The following is a 15549-nucleotide window of genomic DNA, read 5'->3' as shown; positions in this document are numbered from 1 at the left end:
AGTTAAAAAATTTTAGAACCGATCCTTCCAGGCGCGAATCGCCGCAAAAGTGTCGGTTGCAGTAGCACAGGGAGAACCGGATACTTCCTGCGCCATCCGCCGTACTGCGGGGTGTTCCGCCATTAAGAACGGATTGTAGGCGACCTCTTCGCCCAACACGGCAGGCAATGTTGGAACGCCTTGGGCCCGCAAAGACTCACATTGAAGTTTTCTTTTGTTTACCTCGTCCGATTCTGGCATTACGGCCTGAGCGAAACGGAGGTTAGATAACGTATATTCATGAGCGCAATATATATAGGTATTCGCTGGCAGACGTCTCAGTTTGTCCAGCGACTGGCGCATCATCGCCGGGTCGCCTTCGAACAAACGTCCGCAACCGGCGGAAAACAGGGTGTCGCCGCAAAACAGACGCGGCGCGCCAGCGATCTCGCCAAAGTAGGCGATATGGTCCAGGGTATGCCCGGGCGTCTCCAGCACTTCCAGAGAGAAGTCGCCTAACTCCACGCGGTCGCCTTCCTGTAAAGGTATGGTGATGGCCTTGATGGCGGAGCGCATGAAGCCGTAAACCGGAACAGCGTAGTTCGCCAGTAGCTCGTTCACGCCGCCGATGTGGTCGTGATGATGATGCGTAATCAGAATGCCTCTCAACGTGAGGCCGTTCTCCGCCAAATGGCGCAGTACAGGTTGCGCGTCGCCGGGGTCCACCACCCAGGCGTCGCCCTGATCGTTTTGAATCGACCAGATGTAGTTATCGTTGAAGGCGGGAATGGGGAGTATTTCGGTCATTCTGAATTACTGACTGCTATGCGTTGATGAAATATTAGAAAACTTGCCGTAGGGCGCTTATCATATTTTGAACTGCCCTTATCATTAACCTGACAGATTGAAGACCATGTTAATAGCATAGCTGCTCGCTGTCTGTTGTTAAGTGGTTTTCAAACGAAAGTAAGTTTTCACAGAGAACTGACCAAGGGGGATGCGTGCGAGGACTGAAAGTTAAAAGCGACATGGAAGCGGAGCGTCTACAGAAGGAATTTGAAACCTGGTTTCAGTCGCCTCTGGGGCAGACCATGCTGGCCAATCAACGCCAGACGGTAGAACATAGCATCGGGCGCTTCTTCGGCTATCACCAGCTGGAGTTACTGGTCAGTCATGAGTTGCCGGTAGGGCAGTCCAGCCTGCTTGGACACCGTATCATCTCCGTTCCCCGCTGGGAGAAAGAGCTGCCCGAGGGCTCTCTGGTGTGTCATTCCCATGAGTTGCCGCTGGAAAGCGACAGCATTGATCTGGTTATACTGCACCATACGCTTGATGTAGCCGCGCGGCCGCACCAGTCCCTGCGCGAGGCGGCGCGCGTACTGCGCTCAGGCGGCCATATGGTGATCATCGGGTTTAACCCGCTTAGCGCCTGGGGATTGCGTCGGGCGATATTCAGAAGTCCGAAAGCGCCCTGGTCCGGACGTTTTCTGACCTCCTCGCGTCTGGAGGACTGGTTGAGTCTGCTGGACTTCCGCCTTAAAGACGTGCACTACCGTTTTTATGCGCCACCGGTCACCAACCTGCAATGGTTGAGTCGCCTTGCGTTTCTTGATAAGTTCGGCGCACGTTTCCGGCTGCCCCTGGGAGCTTATTACACTATCGTCGCTCAAAAACGAGTGGGATGCGTGATTCCGCTGCGGCCCCAATGGCGTCGCTCGCGTGTCGCGGGGGCGGCTGTGGTCCACCAATTTACGCCCTACAGGCCGTACAAAAAGAATGAAGACAGTTGAAATTTATACCGACGGCGCCTGCAAGAAGAACCCCGGGCCCGGCGGTTGGGGAGCGATCCTGATATACGGAAAGAATAAAAAGGAGATATTCGGGGGAGAGCTCGACACCACCAACAATCGCATGGAGCTGATGGCGGCGATCAAGGCGCTGCGCGCGTTGAAACAAGGCTGCAAAGTCGAGCTCTATACAGATTCGCAATATGTGCGCAAAGGCATCACCGAATGGATGCAGAACTGGATCAAGAAAGGCTGGCGCACCAGCGGCGGCGATCCAGTGAAGAACGTTGATCTGTGGCAGGCGTTGGACAAAGAACGCAACAAGCACGATATCAGTTGGCGCTGGGTCAAAGGGCACAGCGGCCATCCATTAAACGAGCGCGCGGACGAGCTGGCCAATCTTGGCGTTAAAGAAGCGTTAGGCGAGACAGGCTGAGAATCTTTATATGCGTCAAATAGTACTGGATACTGAAACCACTGGTCTGGAAACCTCCCAGGGCCACCGGATCATTGAAATCGGTTGCGTTGAAGTGGTCGATCGCTCTCTGACCGGCAATCACTATCACGTTTATATCAATCCCGAGCGGGAAGTGGACGCCGGAGCCTTTGAGGTTCACGGCATTTCCAATGAATTCCTGGCGGATAAGCCAAAATTCAAACAAGTCGCCCAGGACTTCCTGGACTTTATCAACGGCGCGGAACTGGTCATTCATAACGCGGCGTTTGACGTGGGCTTCATCGACTACGAATTCTCCATGCTGGGAGCCCCTTTCGGCAAAGTCAGCGATTATTGCTCCGTCGTCGATACCTTGATGATGGCGCGCAAGAAGCACCCAGGTCAGAAGAACAACCTGGATGCCCTCTGTAAACGCTACGGCATCGATAACAGCCACCGTGACCTCCATGGCGCTTTGCTCGACTCGGAGATTTTGGCGGATGTCTATCTCGCCATGACCGGTGGACAGACGAGTCTTTCGCTGCACTCAGAAGATGGCGGGGCGGAAGAAGAGGCCTCCGAAGTACGCAGGATCAATATGCAAAGACCGTCGTTGCGAGTGATTCGCGCCTCTGAAGCGGAATTGGCGGAGCACGCCCGGCAACTGGACGCGGTGGAAAAAGCCGCTGGCTTCAGCCTGTGGCGCAAGAAGCCGGAAGAAGGGTTGAACTGAGCGGGGCTGCTTTAGTCCGACAATCTGTTCTCGCTTAAAACTAAAAAAGCCGCCTGTTTGAGGCGGCTTTTTTGTTTCTGACTTTTCTTAAGTGCGACTGGCGTGGCGTTAGAGAGTAACGACAATCATCACGTAACCAAGCGCGCCCATCACGATGGTGTAGGGCAGCGCCATCCAAACCATTTTGCCGTAGGACAATCTGATTAAAGGGGCGATGGCGGAAGTCAGCAGGAACAGGAACGCCGCCTGACCATTTGGCGTCGCGACGCTTGGAAGGTTGGTGCCGGTATTGATCGCCACGGCTAATGCTTCGTAATGCGCTCTGTCGATCAAACCGTCTTTGAAGGCGTTACGCACTTCATCTATGTAAACCGTCGCAACGAAGACGTTGTCGCTGATCATCGACAGCACGCCGTTGGCGATAAAGAACATGCCCGGCTGAATGCTCTTCTCCAGACCCAGCACATAGTTGATGATGCCGGTGAACAAGTGTTGTTCATGGATAACCCCAACCACGGCGAAGAACACGACCAGCAGGGAGGTGAAGGGCAGCGCTTCTTCAAAGGCCTTGCCGATCTGGTGTTCCTCAATTACGCCGCAAAACGCGGTCGCCAGGATAATGACTGTCAAACCGATCAGGCCCACTTCCGCCAAATGAAACGCCAGCGCCACTACCAGAATAACGGCGACAGCCGCCTGGGCGATCAGTTTGGACTCATGCAGCAGCGTCATTTTCTTCTTTTCGGCTTCATTGAAATCTTCCAGGATTTTGCGCACGGAAGCAGGAATGTCGTCGCCGTAGCCGAACCAATGAGTCTTCTCCAGGATGAAGCATGTCACCAGACCGGCCACCAGCACAGGCATGGAGATGGGCGCCATGCGTACGAAGAACTCGATAAAGTCCCAGCCCATCCGCTGCGCGATCAGCAGGTTCTGGGGCTCGCCCACCTGCGTGCATACGCCGCCTAACGCGGTGCCCACTGCGGCATGCATCAACAGGCTGCGCAGGAAGCCGCGGAACTGTTCGAGGTCGGAGCGGTGGTCGTGATGGACGGATTCGTCGTCGCCATGATCGTGGTCGTGGTGGAAGTGTTTGCCTGACGCGACCTTGTGGTAGACCGAGTAAAAGCCGACGGCGACGCTGATGATGACCGCGGTTACCGTCAATGCGTCCAAGAACGCGGAGAGCACCGCCGCCACCAGGCTGAACAGTAGCGAAAGCACCGCTTTGGAGCGAATGCTGAGCAGTATTTTGGTGAACACGTAGAGCAGCAGCTCTTTCATGAAATAGATGCCGGCCACCATAAACACCAGCAGCAGGATAACTTCCAGGTTGCCGGAGACTTCTTCATATACTGTATGCGGCGACACCATGCCGATGAGGACCGCTTCGATAGCGAGCAAGCCGCCAGGTTGCAGCGGATAACATTTCAGCGCCATCGCCAGAGTGAAGATGAATTCCAGAATCAGCACCCAGCCTGCGATGTAGGGGCTGACCATAAAGATGAAAGGGTTAATCAGTAGAAAGAGGCAAATGGCCTTCTTGTACCAGCTCGGGGCGTTTCCCAGGAAATTACTGTAAAACGCCTGCGGCAAAGTGGTCACCATACTCGGCTCCTGTTAACGAATGCGGCCGCCGAAACGACCAGTTAAAAAATTGTAAGGATCGACCATTCTAATGAAAAACGGCAATAAATCCATGCATTTAAGCTCGCACTGCCGCTTCAGCGAGAGCATTCGGTTGTGACTCCAATAATAGCCAACTATTCTTGAATTCGCCTTTTATCGTTTCTCTCTTTAGGCCTAATGCCTGCGGGGCTTTCGCGATTCCGCAAGCAGATAACAAATGAAACAGTTAGTTTCTTGTTTAACTTGAATTTTGTGTTATAAGTTAGTAATAACTCGGCGATTTTCCACTTTTTGACAATAAACTCCCCAGTTGCTGATGAACTGAGGGTTAAGGACATCGTATATGGTTGACGCGACGCTAGCCGCGAAAAAGTCTAGTTCCTTCGATCTGGTCGAAAGGGAAATCAATAATACGATTGAGCAAGCGGAGCTTAGTCTCGAACGTTTTCAGGAAAACCGCGAAAGCGGCGAAGATCTACAGAATTGCATTGATTATCTGAATCAACTGCGCGGTATTTTTGTATTGATTGAACTGCAGGGCGGCACCGTTCTGTGTCAGGAATCCGTGGCGATCGCCAATGAAGTTCCCGTCGGCGCGGCTGAGGATAAAAACGGATTGCTGTCGTCGTTGAGTCAGGCTTTATTTGTACTGCGCCGTTATACCGAATACTACCAGCGTCGTCGTGAAGACCATCCCGAATTGTTGTTGGAGATCATCAATCTCCTGCGCCTGTCCCGTCGCGCCAAGCCGCTGCCGGACAGCTATTTCTTTGATGTCGAGTTCCAGCGCTCTCCGCCCAAGCCCGTACGCGACGCCAGCGTCACCACGGATGTGTTCGAGCACCGTAGCCGTCGTCTGCGTCACATGTATCAAGTGGGCTTGCTGAACCTGTTGCGCAGCAAGGAAACCGATATTGGCTATCGCCTGATGAGTCGCGCCGCAGACGGCATGAGCAAGATATGCGCAGGCTCTTCAATCTCTGAACTATGGTCGTTGACGGCATATACCGTGGAGCTGATGCACACTCAGTCCATGGAGCTGACGCCGACTCGACAGCGCCTGTTGATGAAAATCGAAAAGTACGCGCGGGAAATCGTCAAACTGGGCAAAGTGGCCACGGCCAAGGCCATTTCTGAGACCGTGGCGAAGGATTTGTTGTATCTGATCGCCATCAGCGGCGATAAAGGCGAGAAGACCCGGGAGCTGTTGGCCGGTTACAGTCTCGCGCCGGCGGATTTTGATCAGGCCAAGATCATTGCGCATCGTAGTCTGTTGATGGGGCCGGGCAGCGATGTCCTGGCGTCGCTGTCCAAAGCGCTGCACGAAGAAATCAGCCAAATCAAAGACAAGTTGGATATAATCGAGCGCGGGATTGATGGCCAGGAAGATGGTCTGTCCCAGATCGCGGAAGGTCTGGGCAAGCTGGCGGATACGCTAACCATGCTGGACCTCATCAATCTCAGTGCGGTGGCCAGAGGGGTGCACCAGACCATTTCCTCATGGGCGATGGATAAAAAGCATCCGAGCAATACCGACCTGATGCAGGTGGCGGACTCTGTGTTGAGCATCGAGCAAGCGATTCTGCAACTGGAGGAAGATGGTCTCACCATCGAAACCGATAAAGTAGTCGGCGCTGACGCGGAAGAGATGATCAGTCCTTATCTGATGGAGGCGCATATCGTGGTGATTGGCGAGTCCCAGGCTGGCCTTTCTCTCGCCAAACGGGCGATTACTGCGTACCTGGAGTCTGGCGGCGACAAACTGCATCTGGCCAACGTGTTGCCTACGCTGGAAGGCGTACTCGGAGCGCTGGTGATGATCGAGCAGTCCCGCGCGGCGAAGGCGTTGCACGCCACAGCGCGCTGTATTGAAGAGAAACTCATCAAGAATGAAAACAAGCCTGGCGATCATGTTTTGGAAACGCTCGCCGATGCGCTGACGTCTCTTGAATACTACGTGGACAGCGTTGGTCGCTCCGGCGCTGGCAATCCTGAGTTGTTAAAACTCGCCGAAGAAAGCGTCCACTCTTTGGGCTACTAATCTCAAAACCCTTCCTTTTTGAGCCTGGCGGCAGGTCAGGCTCGGTTCAATATCGCCAACTGGTTAACAGAGCTCGCCGCTTTGTCGGGTCGGGCATGTTAGTTGGCGCGTCTGGCTCCCTCTCGAACTCCTTTATCACTGTTATTCCTGAGAAAATATGAAAACCTGCGGGGACTGTCCTAGAATTCAAAGGGCGATTAGCGCAGGATGCTTACCTAATTTTTTGAGCGACAGGAGCGAGTGATCTAACAGTGTCAGGTGAAGAAATGCGGTTTCACGGCTGCCGCCGAGGGCGGTCAGGGGAGGGGTATGTTGTATTCCGGCATTAGTGTCGCATTGGTGGCGATTGCGATACTGACCGTTTTTATTTGCTTGCGCCTTCTGTTCAGGAAGTCCTGGTTTCTGGTTTGGTTAAAAGGCACGATGACCTTTGTCGCGCTTTTATTTGCAGTGTTTCTCTGTTTTCTGGCTTTGGATATGTACCGCTACAAGGCCTATCAAAAGGAGACCACAATCGCCACGCTTAGCATGCAGAAGCTGGGGGAACAGTTGTACCGCGTCAAGGTCGCGGCTCCTCCAGATGGCGAGTACAGCTTTGACGTGTCAGGAGATCTCTGGCAGTTGGACGCTAGGCTGGTGTCCTGGTCCGGGCCGTTTAGCGCGCTGGGTATGCAGCCGGGGTATCGTCTGGAGCGCATCAGTGGGCGTTATTATTCTCTAGAGCAGGAAAACGATGGCGCCCGCACCGTGTTCGCCATCGCGCCTTCCGATATCGGGTTTGATTTCTGGGTTTGGCTTAATAGCCACGAAGGAGTGCCCTGGGTGGACGCCAAATACGGTAGCGCCACATACTTGCCCATGCGCGACGGCGCTATCTTTACGGTCTCAATAGGAAATGACGGTTTGATCGCCCGGCCAGTCAATACGCCGGCGGTGGAAGCTGTGGAGATGTGGCAGTAACCGGCTAGCGCATTTCAACGCTAAGCATGAAGCGGAAATGTCTCCGCTATACAGATACAAAAACAGAGCTAAAAAGCAGACATAAAAAAGGCGCCGTAGCGGCGCCTTTAGAAAATCGCAGTGCTTAGCCGATGTTGAACAGTTGGCCCAGTTTCATCGCCAGCATCATGTCGCCTTCGGCGCGCAGATCACCCGCCATGAACGCTTGCATGCCGTCAGTTTCGCCGCTGACGATGCCTTTCAGCGTATCGGAATTCATGATCAGAGTAACGGAGGGATCGTCGTGGTCGCCTTGAATCAGCTCGCAGCCGCCGTTTTTAACTACCAGGTGATAGTTGTCGGCGTCTTCAATGGCAAACTGAAAAACAAGATCAAGGTCGGAAGCGGCGTCGGCGTTAAAGTTGTCTTTCAGTTGTTGAAAAATTTGTGCTACAGGCATGGTGCTTTCCTTTATAAGAGTAATACACAATTATATTGTGGAGACTTTGGCGCATATGTTTTAGCTTAGAATTCAAGGAGTAGCAACTCCCTGAAGGCAAAACGTAAAGTCTTTCGTAAACAGCAGATATACACCGCTAATGCCTGAATGTAGGGGCTTTGCAGGTGTCTGTCAATAAAAAATCGAACGCTTGTTTGAATTGGCGGCGCAATTCATTTTTCGCCGTGGGTTGCAATTTACATAGACGCCCTTAATTTAACCGGATTGTATCTATCAATAGAGATTGATAGCTACCACATGCTTTGAATAAACATCCATTTTAGGAGTACGACTTTTGGACTTTCTAACCGATTACGGCGCTTTCCTGGCCAAAACTGTGACCCTCGCGGCGGCGATATTGTTTGTCGTGGGGACGATCATTGCTTTAAGCCAGCGCGGCAAAAAACATGCGGACGGTGAGATCGAGGTCGTACATCTCAATGAGCGCCTGAAGAGAATGCGCGAGGCGCTGGAACATAGCGTTTTCAGCAAGGAGTGGCTGAAAAACGCCGCCAAAGAAAAGAAGAAGAGCGACAAGAAAAGCAAGAAGGACGCTAACAAGGATATGCTGCAAGAGCAGGACAAGAGCAGGGTGTATGTATTGGATTTTGACGGTGATATCAAAGCCTCTGAAGTGTCTACGCTGCGCGAAGCGATTACCGCTGTACTCAGCCTGGCGAAACCGGAAGACGAGGTTGTCGTGCGTCTGGAGAGCCCAGGAGGAATGGTGCATGGTTATGGTCTGGCGGCGTCGCAATTGGAGCGTATTCGTCAGCGCGGCGTCAATCTAACGGTTTGTGTGGACAAGGTCGCCGCCAGCGGCGGTTATTTGATGGCTTGTCTGGCCAATAAAATCATTGCGGCGCCTTTCTCTATTATTGGCTCCATTGGTGTGGTGGCGCAGCTGCCGAACTTTAACCGCTTGTTGAAAAAGCATGATATTGATTATGAGGTGCTGACAGCTGGAGAGTATAAGCGTACGCTGACCGTATTCGGTGAGAACACTGAAAAGGGACGGGAAAAGTTCATGCAGGACCTTGAGGAAACCCATGTCCTGTTCAAAGAATTCGTCGCCACGCACCGGCCGCAGGTGGATATCGACGAGGTGGCGAAAGGCGAAGTATGGTACGGCGCGCGCGCCAAGGATATCAACCTGGTGGACGCTATCCAGACCAGTGATGATTATCTGGCGGAGCGTTGTAACGAATGCGAGGTGTACCAGGTGCGATATATCGAGAAAAAGTCCCTGGCGGAAAAGGTGGGGTTATCGATGGCGGCGTCACTGGAAAGCCTCGGCCTCAAGCTCGCCAAGTCCTTTAACTTCAAAAGCTAAAGACGCGAGCGAGGCGGGAATGCCGGCGTGGGAACCGGGTTGTAGCGGGCGTCGCCTGTTGGGTTCATTCGGCAATGGAAAGAGATAACTGAGTGACGGAGTCTGCTCTATGAGCGATAGTAAATTTCGGGCGCTACGCGTGCTGGAAAAAGGGGGATATTTTCACACTGAGATTCAAGAGCAATCTCTGGATGATTTGCCCGATAACGATGTATTGGTGAAAGTGAAGTACTCGTCCTTGAATTTCAAGGATGCGCTGTCCGCTCACGGCCACAAAGGCGTAACCCGTCAGTTCCCACATACCCCGGGTATCGATGCGGCGGGTGTGGTGGTGGAGAGCCGCTCGCCGGAATTGAAGCCAGGTCAGGAAGTCATTGTGACGGGCTATGATCTGGGCATGAATACGCCGGGCGGATTTGGTGAATACATTCGCGTGCCCGTAGAGTGGTGCGTGGTGAAACCTCCCAAACATGACCTGCATTATTTTATGACGCTGGGCACCGCTGGTTTGACCGCAGGTCTTTCTGTGGATCGACTGAGCCAGACGGTGGCTCCTGGCGATGGCGAAATACTGGTGACTGGCTCCACGGGAGGCGTGGGCTGTCTGGCGGTGGCCCTACTGGCCAAGCTGGGCTACGACACCGTGGCTTTGACCAGCAAAGTCGACCACAGTGACTTGTTGGCCAAGCTGGGCGCACGCAGAGTGCTGGACCGCTCCCATCTTGAAGAAATGCCTGAGAAGGCGCTGATGAAAGAAACCTGGGCGGGGGTTGTGGATACTGTCGGCGGCGCGCTGTTTTCCAAAATTCTCAAAACGGTGAAGCATAGTGGCGCTGCTACGACATGCGGCATGGTGGCGGGAACCGAACTTTCCACCTCTATTTTCCCTTTCATTTTGCGTGGCGTGACGCTGTATGGCATTGACTCTGTGGAGATCGCCAGAGAGAGGAAGCGCCATATCTGGGAAAAGCTGGATAGTGACTGGGCGCTGCCGGACCTGAACTTTTTGGCGCAAGATGTCGTGCTGGAAGAGTTGCCCGGCGTCATCGAAAAGATCTATTGCGGCAAAATGTTGGGGCGCGCTGTGCTCCGGCACATCGACCAAGAGTAATTAAAAGCCATTGCCTGCGGCGGGTTCAGTCCCGCCGCAACTTGTCAGAGATGGCGATTGGGCTGGGGAAGTTCAGCACGACAATGTAAGACGACAACATAAACATGATGATCGCCGTCGCCTGAATCAACACTGACGCAGACTCTCCAATCATAGACTTGCTGGTCGCTAGAAAGGCGATCAACAACGAGAACTCACTGATTTGTCCCAACCGAAACCCAATCTCCCAAGAGGTTTTTTTATCCTCTTTCATGGTGCGTAATAAGCCATAGAAAGTGGCTGGTTTGGCCGCCAGTAAGATCAATGACAGCAATATCGCAGGAATAGCGATATCAGGCAGCAATCCAAGGTTAAGGCTGGCGCCAAGAGAGAAGAAAAACAGCACCAGGAAGAAATCCCGAAGGGGTTTCAGGCTCTCGGCGATATATTGAGCAATGGGGCTGGTGGCGATAGTGACGCCCGCAATGAAGGCGCCGATCTCCAAGGACAGCCCCATGGCTTTCGCCAGCTCAGCAATGCCGAGACACCAGCCGATAGCCAGTAGAAAGACATACTCGTGAAAGCGGTCAAACTTGGAGAACAGCTTCAGTAATACATACTTGACCGCAAGGAAGGTAACGCCGATGAGAATCGGCAAAGCCAGGAAAGTCTTGCCGAGATTCATGACGGAAATGCCTTCGTCGCCAGCGGCCAGTATCAATAGCGCCACAATGGCGATTAAGTCCTGAACCAGCAGCAGACCCACCACCATCTCGCCGACGTGGCGATGGTGCAGAACCGTCGTCGGCAGTAGCTTGATGCCGATAATCGTACTGGAGAAAGTGGCCGCAATCGCGACAATCATCGCCTCGTAAGAGGTGAAGCCAAATACGATGGCGATCGCATAGCCGATGGCGGCGAACACTAGAGAGCTGAGTAGGGCGACCAGTGTCGCCTTGCGCAATACATGCAGCAGCGCTTTCGGCTGCATGTCCAGGCCGAGCAGGAACAGCAGGAATATAATGCCGATCTCGGAAATATCCGCGAGCAGGCCGGAGTTGTTGATCAGGCTCAGTCCGTAAGGGCCCACCAAAGCGCCAAGAACAATATAAGCGAGGATGAGGGGTTGTCGCGTAAAGAGGGCGACGGAAGCCAAAACTGCGGCGCCGGAAAAGATCAGAAAGAATGAGTAGACGATATTGATTTCCATGGATGCTCCGCTATCGGCTTCTACCAAAGAGTATCGGCAGTCTCCGTCTCTGTCAAAGTACAAGCTGTTGTTCTAAGAAGGAAAAGGCTCATTCGTTCAGACACAAAAAAGGGTGGACGACGCCACCCTTAATACACGCCTAAGCTGGTGTTAGTGCATTCTGCGACGAAACAGGGGTTCCGGTTGGTCCACTGACGCCTGATAGGTGACGGAAAAGTCCGCCAGTCCCGCCAGCGCTTTTTCTGCATCGCGATCCGCTCTTACGGCGAAGGCGTCAAAGCCGCAGCGTTTCATGAAGAAAAGTTGGTCCATGAGTACGTCGCCGATTGCGCGCAGTTCGCCTGCGTAATGCAGTTGCTCGCGCAAAATGCGTGCGATGGAGTAGCCGCGACCGTCGGCGAACTTCGGAAAGTTCACAGCGATCACGCTGAAGTGGCTTAAGTCTGCGCCGATAGTGTCAGGCTCTTCATCGCTATCCAGCCAAACGCCGGTTTGCTCCGGGGCTCTCGCCAGCAGCTGTTCTCTCTGCGCCAGCCAGGTGCTCAAAGGAATGATCACTTTACCGGTCGGCACAACCTGTTCCGCAGGGGCTTCAGCTTTGTCCAGAACAGTCCAATCGTCAGCGACGACCGCCGCGTTCTTAATTAGGTTTGGCATAAACGCGCTCCTTGAACGGGGTGATGCCGACGCGGCGGAAAGTGTCGATAAACAGCTCGTCGTCATTACGGCTGGATACGTATACGTCAAGAATCTTCTCAATGACGTCCGCCATCTGCTCGCGAGCAAACGACGGCCCCAGAATCTGTCCCAGCGACGCATCCTGTCCTGAGGCTCCGCCTAAGGATATCTGGTACCATTCCTCGCCCTTCTTATCCACGCCCAGTACGCCGATAGCGCCGACATGGTGGTGGCCGCAAGCGTTCATACAACCGGAGATGTTCAGGTCGATATTGCCGAGGTCGTACAAGTAGTCCAGGTTGTCGAAACGTTCCTGAATCGCCTCCGCCACAGGGATAGACTTGGCGTTCGCGAGCGAGCAGTAATCGCCGCCGGGACAGCAGATGATATCGGTCAGCGTGCCCAGGTTGGGGGTGGCGAAGCCAAGTGATTTGATGGCTTCCCACAGCTCGAACAGTTTGCCTTGTTCTACATCGGCCAGCACCACGTTTTGCTCATGGGTGATGCGCATTTCGCCGAAGCTGTATTGGTCCGCCAGCTCCGCCAGACGGTCCATCTGTTTGTCTGTAATGTTGCCGGGAGGAACCCCCAGCTTCTTAAGCGTCAGAGTAACAATCGCGTATCCAGGCTTTTTATGCTGGGCGACATTACGGTGATGCCAGTTGTTGAAAAACTTGTTTTCCGCCAGGCGATCGGTCAATGCGGCGGGCTGATCTTCCAGCGCCAGATAAGCCGGCTCTGTGAAGAATGATTTAATGCGCTCGATCTCCGCCAGAGTCAGCTTGGAAGGGCTGTCTTTGATGCGCTCCCATTCCGCTTCGACTTTTTCAGCAAAAGCTTCCGGGGACATGGCTTTAACCAGAATTTTGATGCGCGCCTTGTACTTGTTGTCGCGACGACCGTAACGGTTGTATACCCGCAGGATGGCTTCCAGGTAAGTCAGCAGGTCCAGCTCAGGCAGGAACTCGCGAATCACGGAGCCGATCATTGGGGTTCGGCCAAGACCACCGCCCGCCAACACTTTGTAGCCAATCTCGCCAGCGGCGTCTTTGACGATCTGAATGCCGATGTCGTGAACCTGAATGGCTGCGCGATCGCTATCCGGGCAGGAATTGACGGCGATTTTAAACTTACGCGGCAAGAAGGCGAATTCGGGATGGAAAGTGGACCATTGACGAATGATCTCGCAATAGGGGCGAGGGTCCACTATCTCTTCCGGCGTTACGCCTGCGAATTGGTCGGTGGTAGTGTTACGAATACAGTTGCCGCTGGTTTGCACTGCATGCATCTCCACATCCGCCAGTTCGGCGAGGATCTTTGGAGAATCCTCAATAGACGGCCAGTTCAGCTGCAGGTTCTGCCGGGTAGTGAAGTGGGCGTAGCCCTTATCGTATTTGCGCGTGACTTCACTGAGCTTGCGTAGCTGAGCGGAAGACAACATGCCATATGGAATACAGATGCGCAGCATCGGCGCCAGCCGCTGCACATATAACCCGTTTTGCAGACGCAGGGGCAGGAACTCTTCGTTGCTGAGCTCACCGGCGAAAAAACGGTCCGTTTGCCCTTGGAACTGCTTGACTCGTTCCTTGATGATCTGGCGATCGTAATCGTCGTATCTATACATTGACACTACCTGACAGTTTCAATTACCCATTGAATGGGCGCCAATTTAGCAGGATATACTTATAATTAAAATGATTGATTATCTATATGGTAATTCGTTTTCATTATATGAATGTGACGGAACCCTTTCTTGTTCATGGCACCTTAATATAAGCGGCGGCGCCGGCCTCTGGCCAGAGGCGTCAGGATTCTGGGCGTTGGCCTTTATAAGCGCTTGCACTTAATAAAAATGTGGTTTAAAACAAACCGGTACATACTCTTTGTACAATCCGGACATCAAAAAAGGAGCTGGACTGTGTCAGAAAACAATAATCATAACGCGACTTCAAATCCCGACAGCAAAGTAGACGCCATAGCAGCGGTGGTGCTGATACTCAGCATTGCCTCCATGATGGTGATCTGGGTGGCGGGGCACTGACTGCTGCGGAACTTCATCCCGGGCGGATTATCGAGCCGTTTTTCCTGTTTCCCTGATGTGAGATGAATTAATGAAGCAAAGTGGGGACATGCGTTTCATCCTCACTTTGTCTGGACGCGCTTGTAAAAACTTAAGGTGTTAATTCTGAAGGTTAGTCAGAACCTGCCGAGTTACCAGGCTTATGCGACCTGACTCAGTACCATTTTCACGATAAGCGCCAGCGTCAATACAAACACCACTCCGAATATGATCCCGCCAATGATATAGGCTTTGGGATTGGCCTGTTTAAAGTCTCTTTCCCGGGTCTTGCTGCTTTGCACGCCAAACGCTGCTCCCAATACGCTTACCACTAACTGCCATAGGGAGGGTTTTTGCTCTTTTTCCTTGTGCTCGGACAGGTTGTTCATGATGCTCTCCATACTCGCTTGTCTTATTATTTGACGCCCACGCTCAGATTGGCCTGATTTTCCGGCGGGCGCTCCTTCTTATGCTAATCCTCTAGACAAATAGCATCCTTCTATTTGTTTCCCTTGGCTTGTCGCCATACAGGTGCGTCCATGCATTTTGTCCTTCATATTATTAATCCGGCATCGATATAGGCATTCTATGCCGCATATTTGATGCTTGGGTGGTTAAAGTATTTTTTCACCCTCGAAGGCTTCTTTTGCAACATACACATATGTGATCGAACTTTCTTTTTGAGATCCCCTTTCTTTCGTGCCGGCTTACCACTGTGGACTCCCGCTTTTAAGTCACAATTCAAGTATTCGTCCGGGTTCAATTCCGGGGAATAGGCGGGTAAATAGAACACTTCTATCCGATCCTCATTCTCCTCAAGCCAAGCCTTCACAACCTTCGCGTGATGGACTCTCAAATTGTCCAGTATCAGGAAGACCTTCCGTTGGGCGTCTTGGATTAGCCGCTTCATGAACCCTATCAACCGGTCTGCGTCCATTGAGCCGTCATAGATTTGAAACCGCACTTTGCCCTGGTTGCTGATCGCTGAGATCATATTGACCGACTCACGCTTGGCGTTCAGGCGAATCACCGGCGTTTTCCCTTTCGGCGCATAGCCCCGCCCATGTTGAGCGTCGCTTCGCAGCCCTGTCTCATCCCCCCAATAGATCTCCGCCCCTTCCGCCTTCGCTCGTCCG

16 protein-coding genes are annotated in these 15549 nt (G+C 53.0%); 8 read left to right on the top strand and 8 right to left on the bottom strand.

Annotated features, from left to right (window positions below):
• Positions 1-12 precede the first annotated feature (12 nt).
• A complete protein-coding gene (gene gloB, locus ONV78_RS05665) occupies positions 13-786 on the bottom strand; it encodes a hydroxyacylglutathione hydrolase (RefSeq protein WP_279501791.1) in 774 nt (257 codons plus the stop codon).
• Positions 787-980: 194 nt separating this feature from the next.
• Between gloB and ONV78_RS05660 the strand changes: the two genes are divergently transcribed.
• The 3 genes from ONV78_RS05660 to dnaQ are packed head-to-tail and all read left to right on the top strand — an operon-like array spanning position 981 to position 2935.
• A complete protein-coding gene (locus tag ONV78_RS05660) occupies positions 981-1769 on the top strand; it encodes a class I SAM-dependent methyltransferase (RefSeq protein ID WP_279501790.1) in 789 nt (262 codons plus the stop codon).
• Positions 1756-2202: a ribonuclease HI gene (gene rnhA, locus ONV78_RS05655; protein WP_127969882.1), complete on the top strand. Its 447-nt coding sequence runs from the start codon at positions 1756-1758 to the stop codon at positions 2200-2202. Before ONV78_RS05660 ends, rnhA begins: the two co-directional genes overlap by 14 nt.
• Before the next feature lie 10 nt (positions 2203-2212).
• The gene (gene dnaQ / locus ONV78_RS05650; protein WP_279501787.1) at positions 2213-2935 is read left to right on the top strand and encodes a DNA polymerase III subunit epsilon; all 723 of its coding nucleotides are present in this window, start codon (positions 2213-2215) and stop codon (positions 2933-2935) included.
• Positions 2936-3043: 108 nt separating this feature from the next.
• Here dnaQ and nhaB read toward each other — a convergent pair whose 3' ends face one another.
• The gene (nhaB, locus tag ONV78_RS05645) at positions 3044-4543 is read right to left on the bottom strand and encodes a sodium/proton antiporter NhaB (RefSeq protein WP_216735882.1); all 1500 of its coding nucleotides are present in this window, start codon (positions 4541-4543) and stop codon (positions 3044-3046) included.
• A gap of 364 nt (positions 4544-4907) precedes the next feature.
• Between nhaB and ONV78_RS05640 the strand changes: the two genes are divergently transcribed.
• Both ONV78_RS05640 and ONV78_RS05635 read left to right on the top strand, forming a co-directional pair.
• On the top strand, positions 4908-6605 hold the full coding sequence (locus ONV78_RS05640; protein WP_216735883.1) for a chemotaxis protein: 1698 nt from the start codon (positions 4908-4910) through the stop codon (positions 6603-6605).
• 309 nt (positions 6606-6914) lie between these two features.
• Entirely contained in the window at positions 6915-7565 is a 651-nt protein-coding gene (locus tag ONV78_RS05635; RefSeq protein WP_279501786.1) for a multidrug transporter, read from the top strand.
• Between the two features lie 124 nt (positions 7566-7689).
• Here ONV78_RS05635 and ONV78_RS05630 read toward each other — a convergent pair whose 3' ends face one another.
• Positions 7690-8004, bottom strand: a complete 315-nt coding sequence (locus tag ONV78_RS05630; RefSeq protein ID WP_216735885.1) for an SCP2 sterol-binding domain-containing protein — start codon at positions 8002-8004, stop codon at positions 7690-7692.
• Positions 8005-8338: 334 nt separating this feature from the next.
• Between ONV78_RS05630 and sohB the strand changes: the two genes are divergently transcribed.
• Positions 8339-9376, top strand: coding sequence for a protease SohB (sohB, locus tag ONV78_RS05625; RefSeq protein WP_279501785.1), 1038 nt, complete (start codon positions 8339-8341; stop codon positions 9374-9376).
• Positions 9377-9485: 109 nt separating this feature from the next.
• A complete protein-coding gene (locus ONV78_RS05620) occupies positions 9486-10487 on the top strand; it encodes a YhdH/YhfP family quinone oxidoreductase (RefSeq protein WP_279501784.1) in 1002 nt (333 codons plus the stop codon).
• Between the two features lie 25 nt (positions 10488-10512).
• Here ONV78_RS05620 and ONV78_RS05615 read toward each other — a convergent pair whose 3' ends face one another.
• The 3 genes from ONV78_RS05615 to ONV78_RS05605 all read right to left on the bottom strand — a co-directional run bounded on the left by ONV78_RS05615 (position 10513) and on the right by ONV78_RS05605 (position 13978).
• Positions 10513-11676 carry a cation:proton antiporter gene (locus ONV78_RS05615; protein WP_127969889.1) on the bottom strand — a complete coding sequence of 388 codons (1164 nt, stop codon included), beginning with the start codon at positions 11674-11676 and terminating at the stop codon, positions 10513-10515.
• A gap of 150 nt (positions 11677-11826) precedes the next feature.
• Positions 11827-12333: a DUF934 domain-containing protein gene (locus ONV78_RS05610; RefSeq protein ID WP_216735889.1), complete on the bottom strand. Its 507-nt coding sequence runs from the start codon at positions 12331-12333 to the stop codon at positions 11827-11829.
• Positions 12317-13978, bottom strand: coding sequence for a nitrite/sulfite reductase (locus tag ONV78_RS05605; RefSeq protein WP_279501778.1), 1662 nt, complete (start codon positions 13976-13978; stop codon positions 12317-12319). The genes ONV78_RS05610 and ONV78_RS05605 overlap by 17 nt, the downstream gene beginning before the upstream one ends.
• 294 nt (positions 13979-14272) lie before the next feature.
• On the opposite strand from ONV78_RS05605, the gene ONV78_RS05600 reads away from it, so the two are divergent.
• Complete coding sequence (locus ONV78_RS05600) at positions 14273-14395, top strand: hypothetical protein (protein WP_255509308.1); 123 nt, start codon at positions 14273-14275, stop codon at positions 14393-14395.
• Positions 14396-14574: 179 nt separating this feature from the next.
• On the opposite strand, the gene ONV78_RS05595 is transcribed toward ONV78_RS05600, so the two are convergent.
• Together ONV78_RS05595 and ONV78_RS05590 are read right to left on the bottom strand one after the other, a co-directional pair.
• A complete protein-coding gene (locus tag ONV78_RS05595; RefSeq protein ID WP_279501775.1) occupies positions 14575-14802 on the bottom strand; it encodes a DUF2970 domain-containing protein in 228 nt (75 codons plus the stop codon).
• A 197-nt stretch (positions 14803-14999) separates the two neighbouring features.
• Positions 15000-15549 (bottom strand): IS630 family transposase (locus ONV78_RS05590; protein ID WP_279501774.1); only part of this gene is annotated, 550 nt, incomplete at its 5' end.

The organism is Hahella sp. CR1 (genome assembly GCF_029813005.1).
Taxonomy (GTDB): Bacteria; Pseudomonadota; Gammaproteobacteria; order Pseudomonadales; family Oleiphilaceae; genus Hahella.
The sequence above is the reverse complement of the archived record's forward strand: the minus strand, read 5'-3'. Positions and strand labels throughout refer to the sequence as shown.

Bases quoted from the DNA above. Each gene is read 5' to 3' on its own strand.
- rnhA (WP_127969882.1), top strand. From the start codon at position 1,756: ATGAAGACAGTTGAAATTTATACCGACGGCGCCTGCAAGAAGAACCCC.
- gloB (WP_279501791.1), bottom strand. From the start codon at position 786: ATGACCGAAATACTCCCCATTCCCGCCTTCAACGATAACTACATCTGG.
- ONV78_RS05630 (WP_216735885.1), bottom strand. From the start codon at position 8,004: ATGCCTGTAGCACAAATTTTTCAACAACTGAAAGACAACTTTAACGCC.
- ONV78_RS05615 (WP_127969889.1), bottom strand. From the start codon at position 11,676: ATGGAAATCAATATCGTCTACTCATTCTTTCTGATCTTTTCCGGCGCC.
- ONV78_RS05640 (WP_216735883.1), top strand. From the start codon at position 4,908: ATGGTTGACGCGACGCTAGCCGCGAAAAAGTCTAGTTCCTTCGATCTG.
- ONV78_RS05635 (WP_279501786.1), top strand. From the start codon at position 6,915: ATGTTGTATTCCGGCATTAGTGTCGCATTGGTGGCGATTGCGATACTG.
- ONV78_RS05605 (WP_279501778.1), bottom strand. From the start codon at position 13,978: ATGTATAGATACGACGATTACGATCGCCAGATCATCAAGGAACGAGTC.
- ONV78_RS05595 (WP_279501775.1), bottom strand. From the start codon at position 14,802: ATGAACAACCTGTCCGAGCACAAGGAAAAAGAGCAAAAACCCTCCCTA.
- ONV78_RS05620 (WP_279501784.1), top strand. From the start codon at position 9,486: ATGAGCGATAGTAAATTTCGGGCGCTACGCGTGCTGGAAAAAGGGGGA.
- nhaB (WP_216735882.1), bottom strand. From the start codon at position 4,543: ATGGTGACCACTTTGCCGCAGGCGTTTTACAGTAATTTCCTGGGAAAC.
- ONV78_RS05610 (WP_216735889.1), bottom strand. From the start codon at position 12,333: ATGCCAAACCTAATTAAGAACGCGGCGGTCGTCGCTGACGATTGGACT.
- dnaQ (WP_279501787.1), top strand. From the start codon at position 2,213: ATGCGTCAAATAGTACTGGATACTGAAACCACTGGTCTGGAAACCTCC.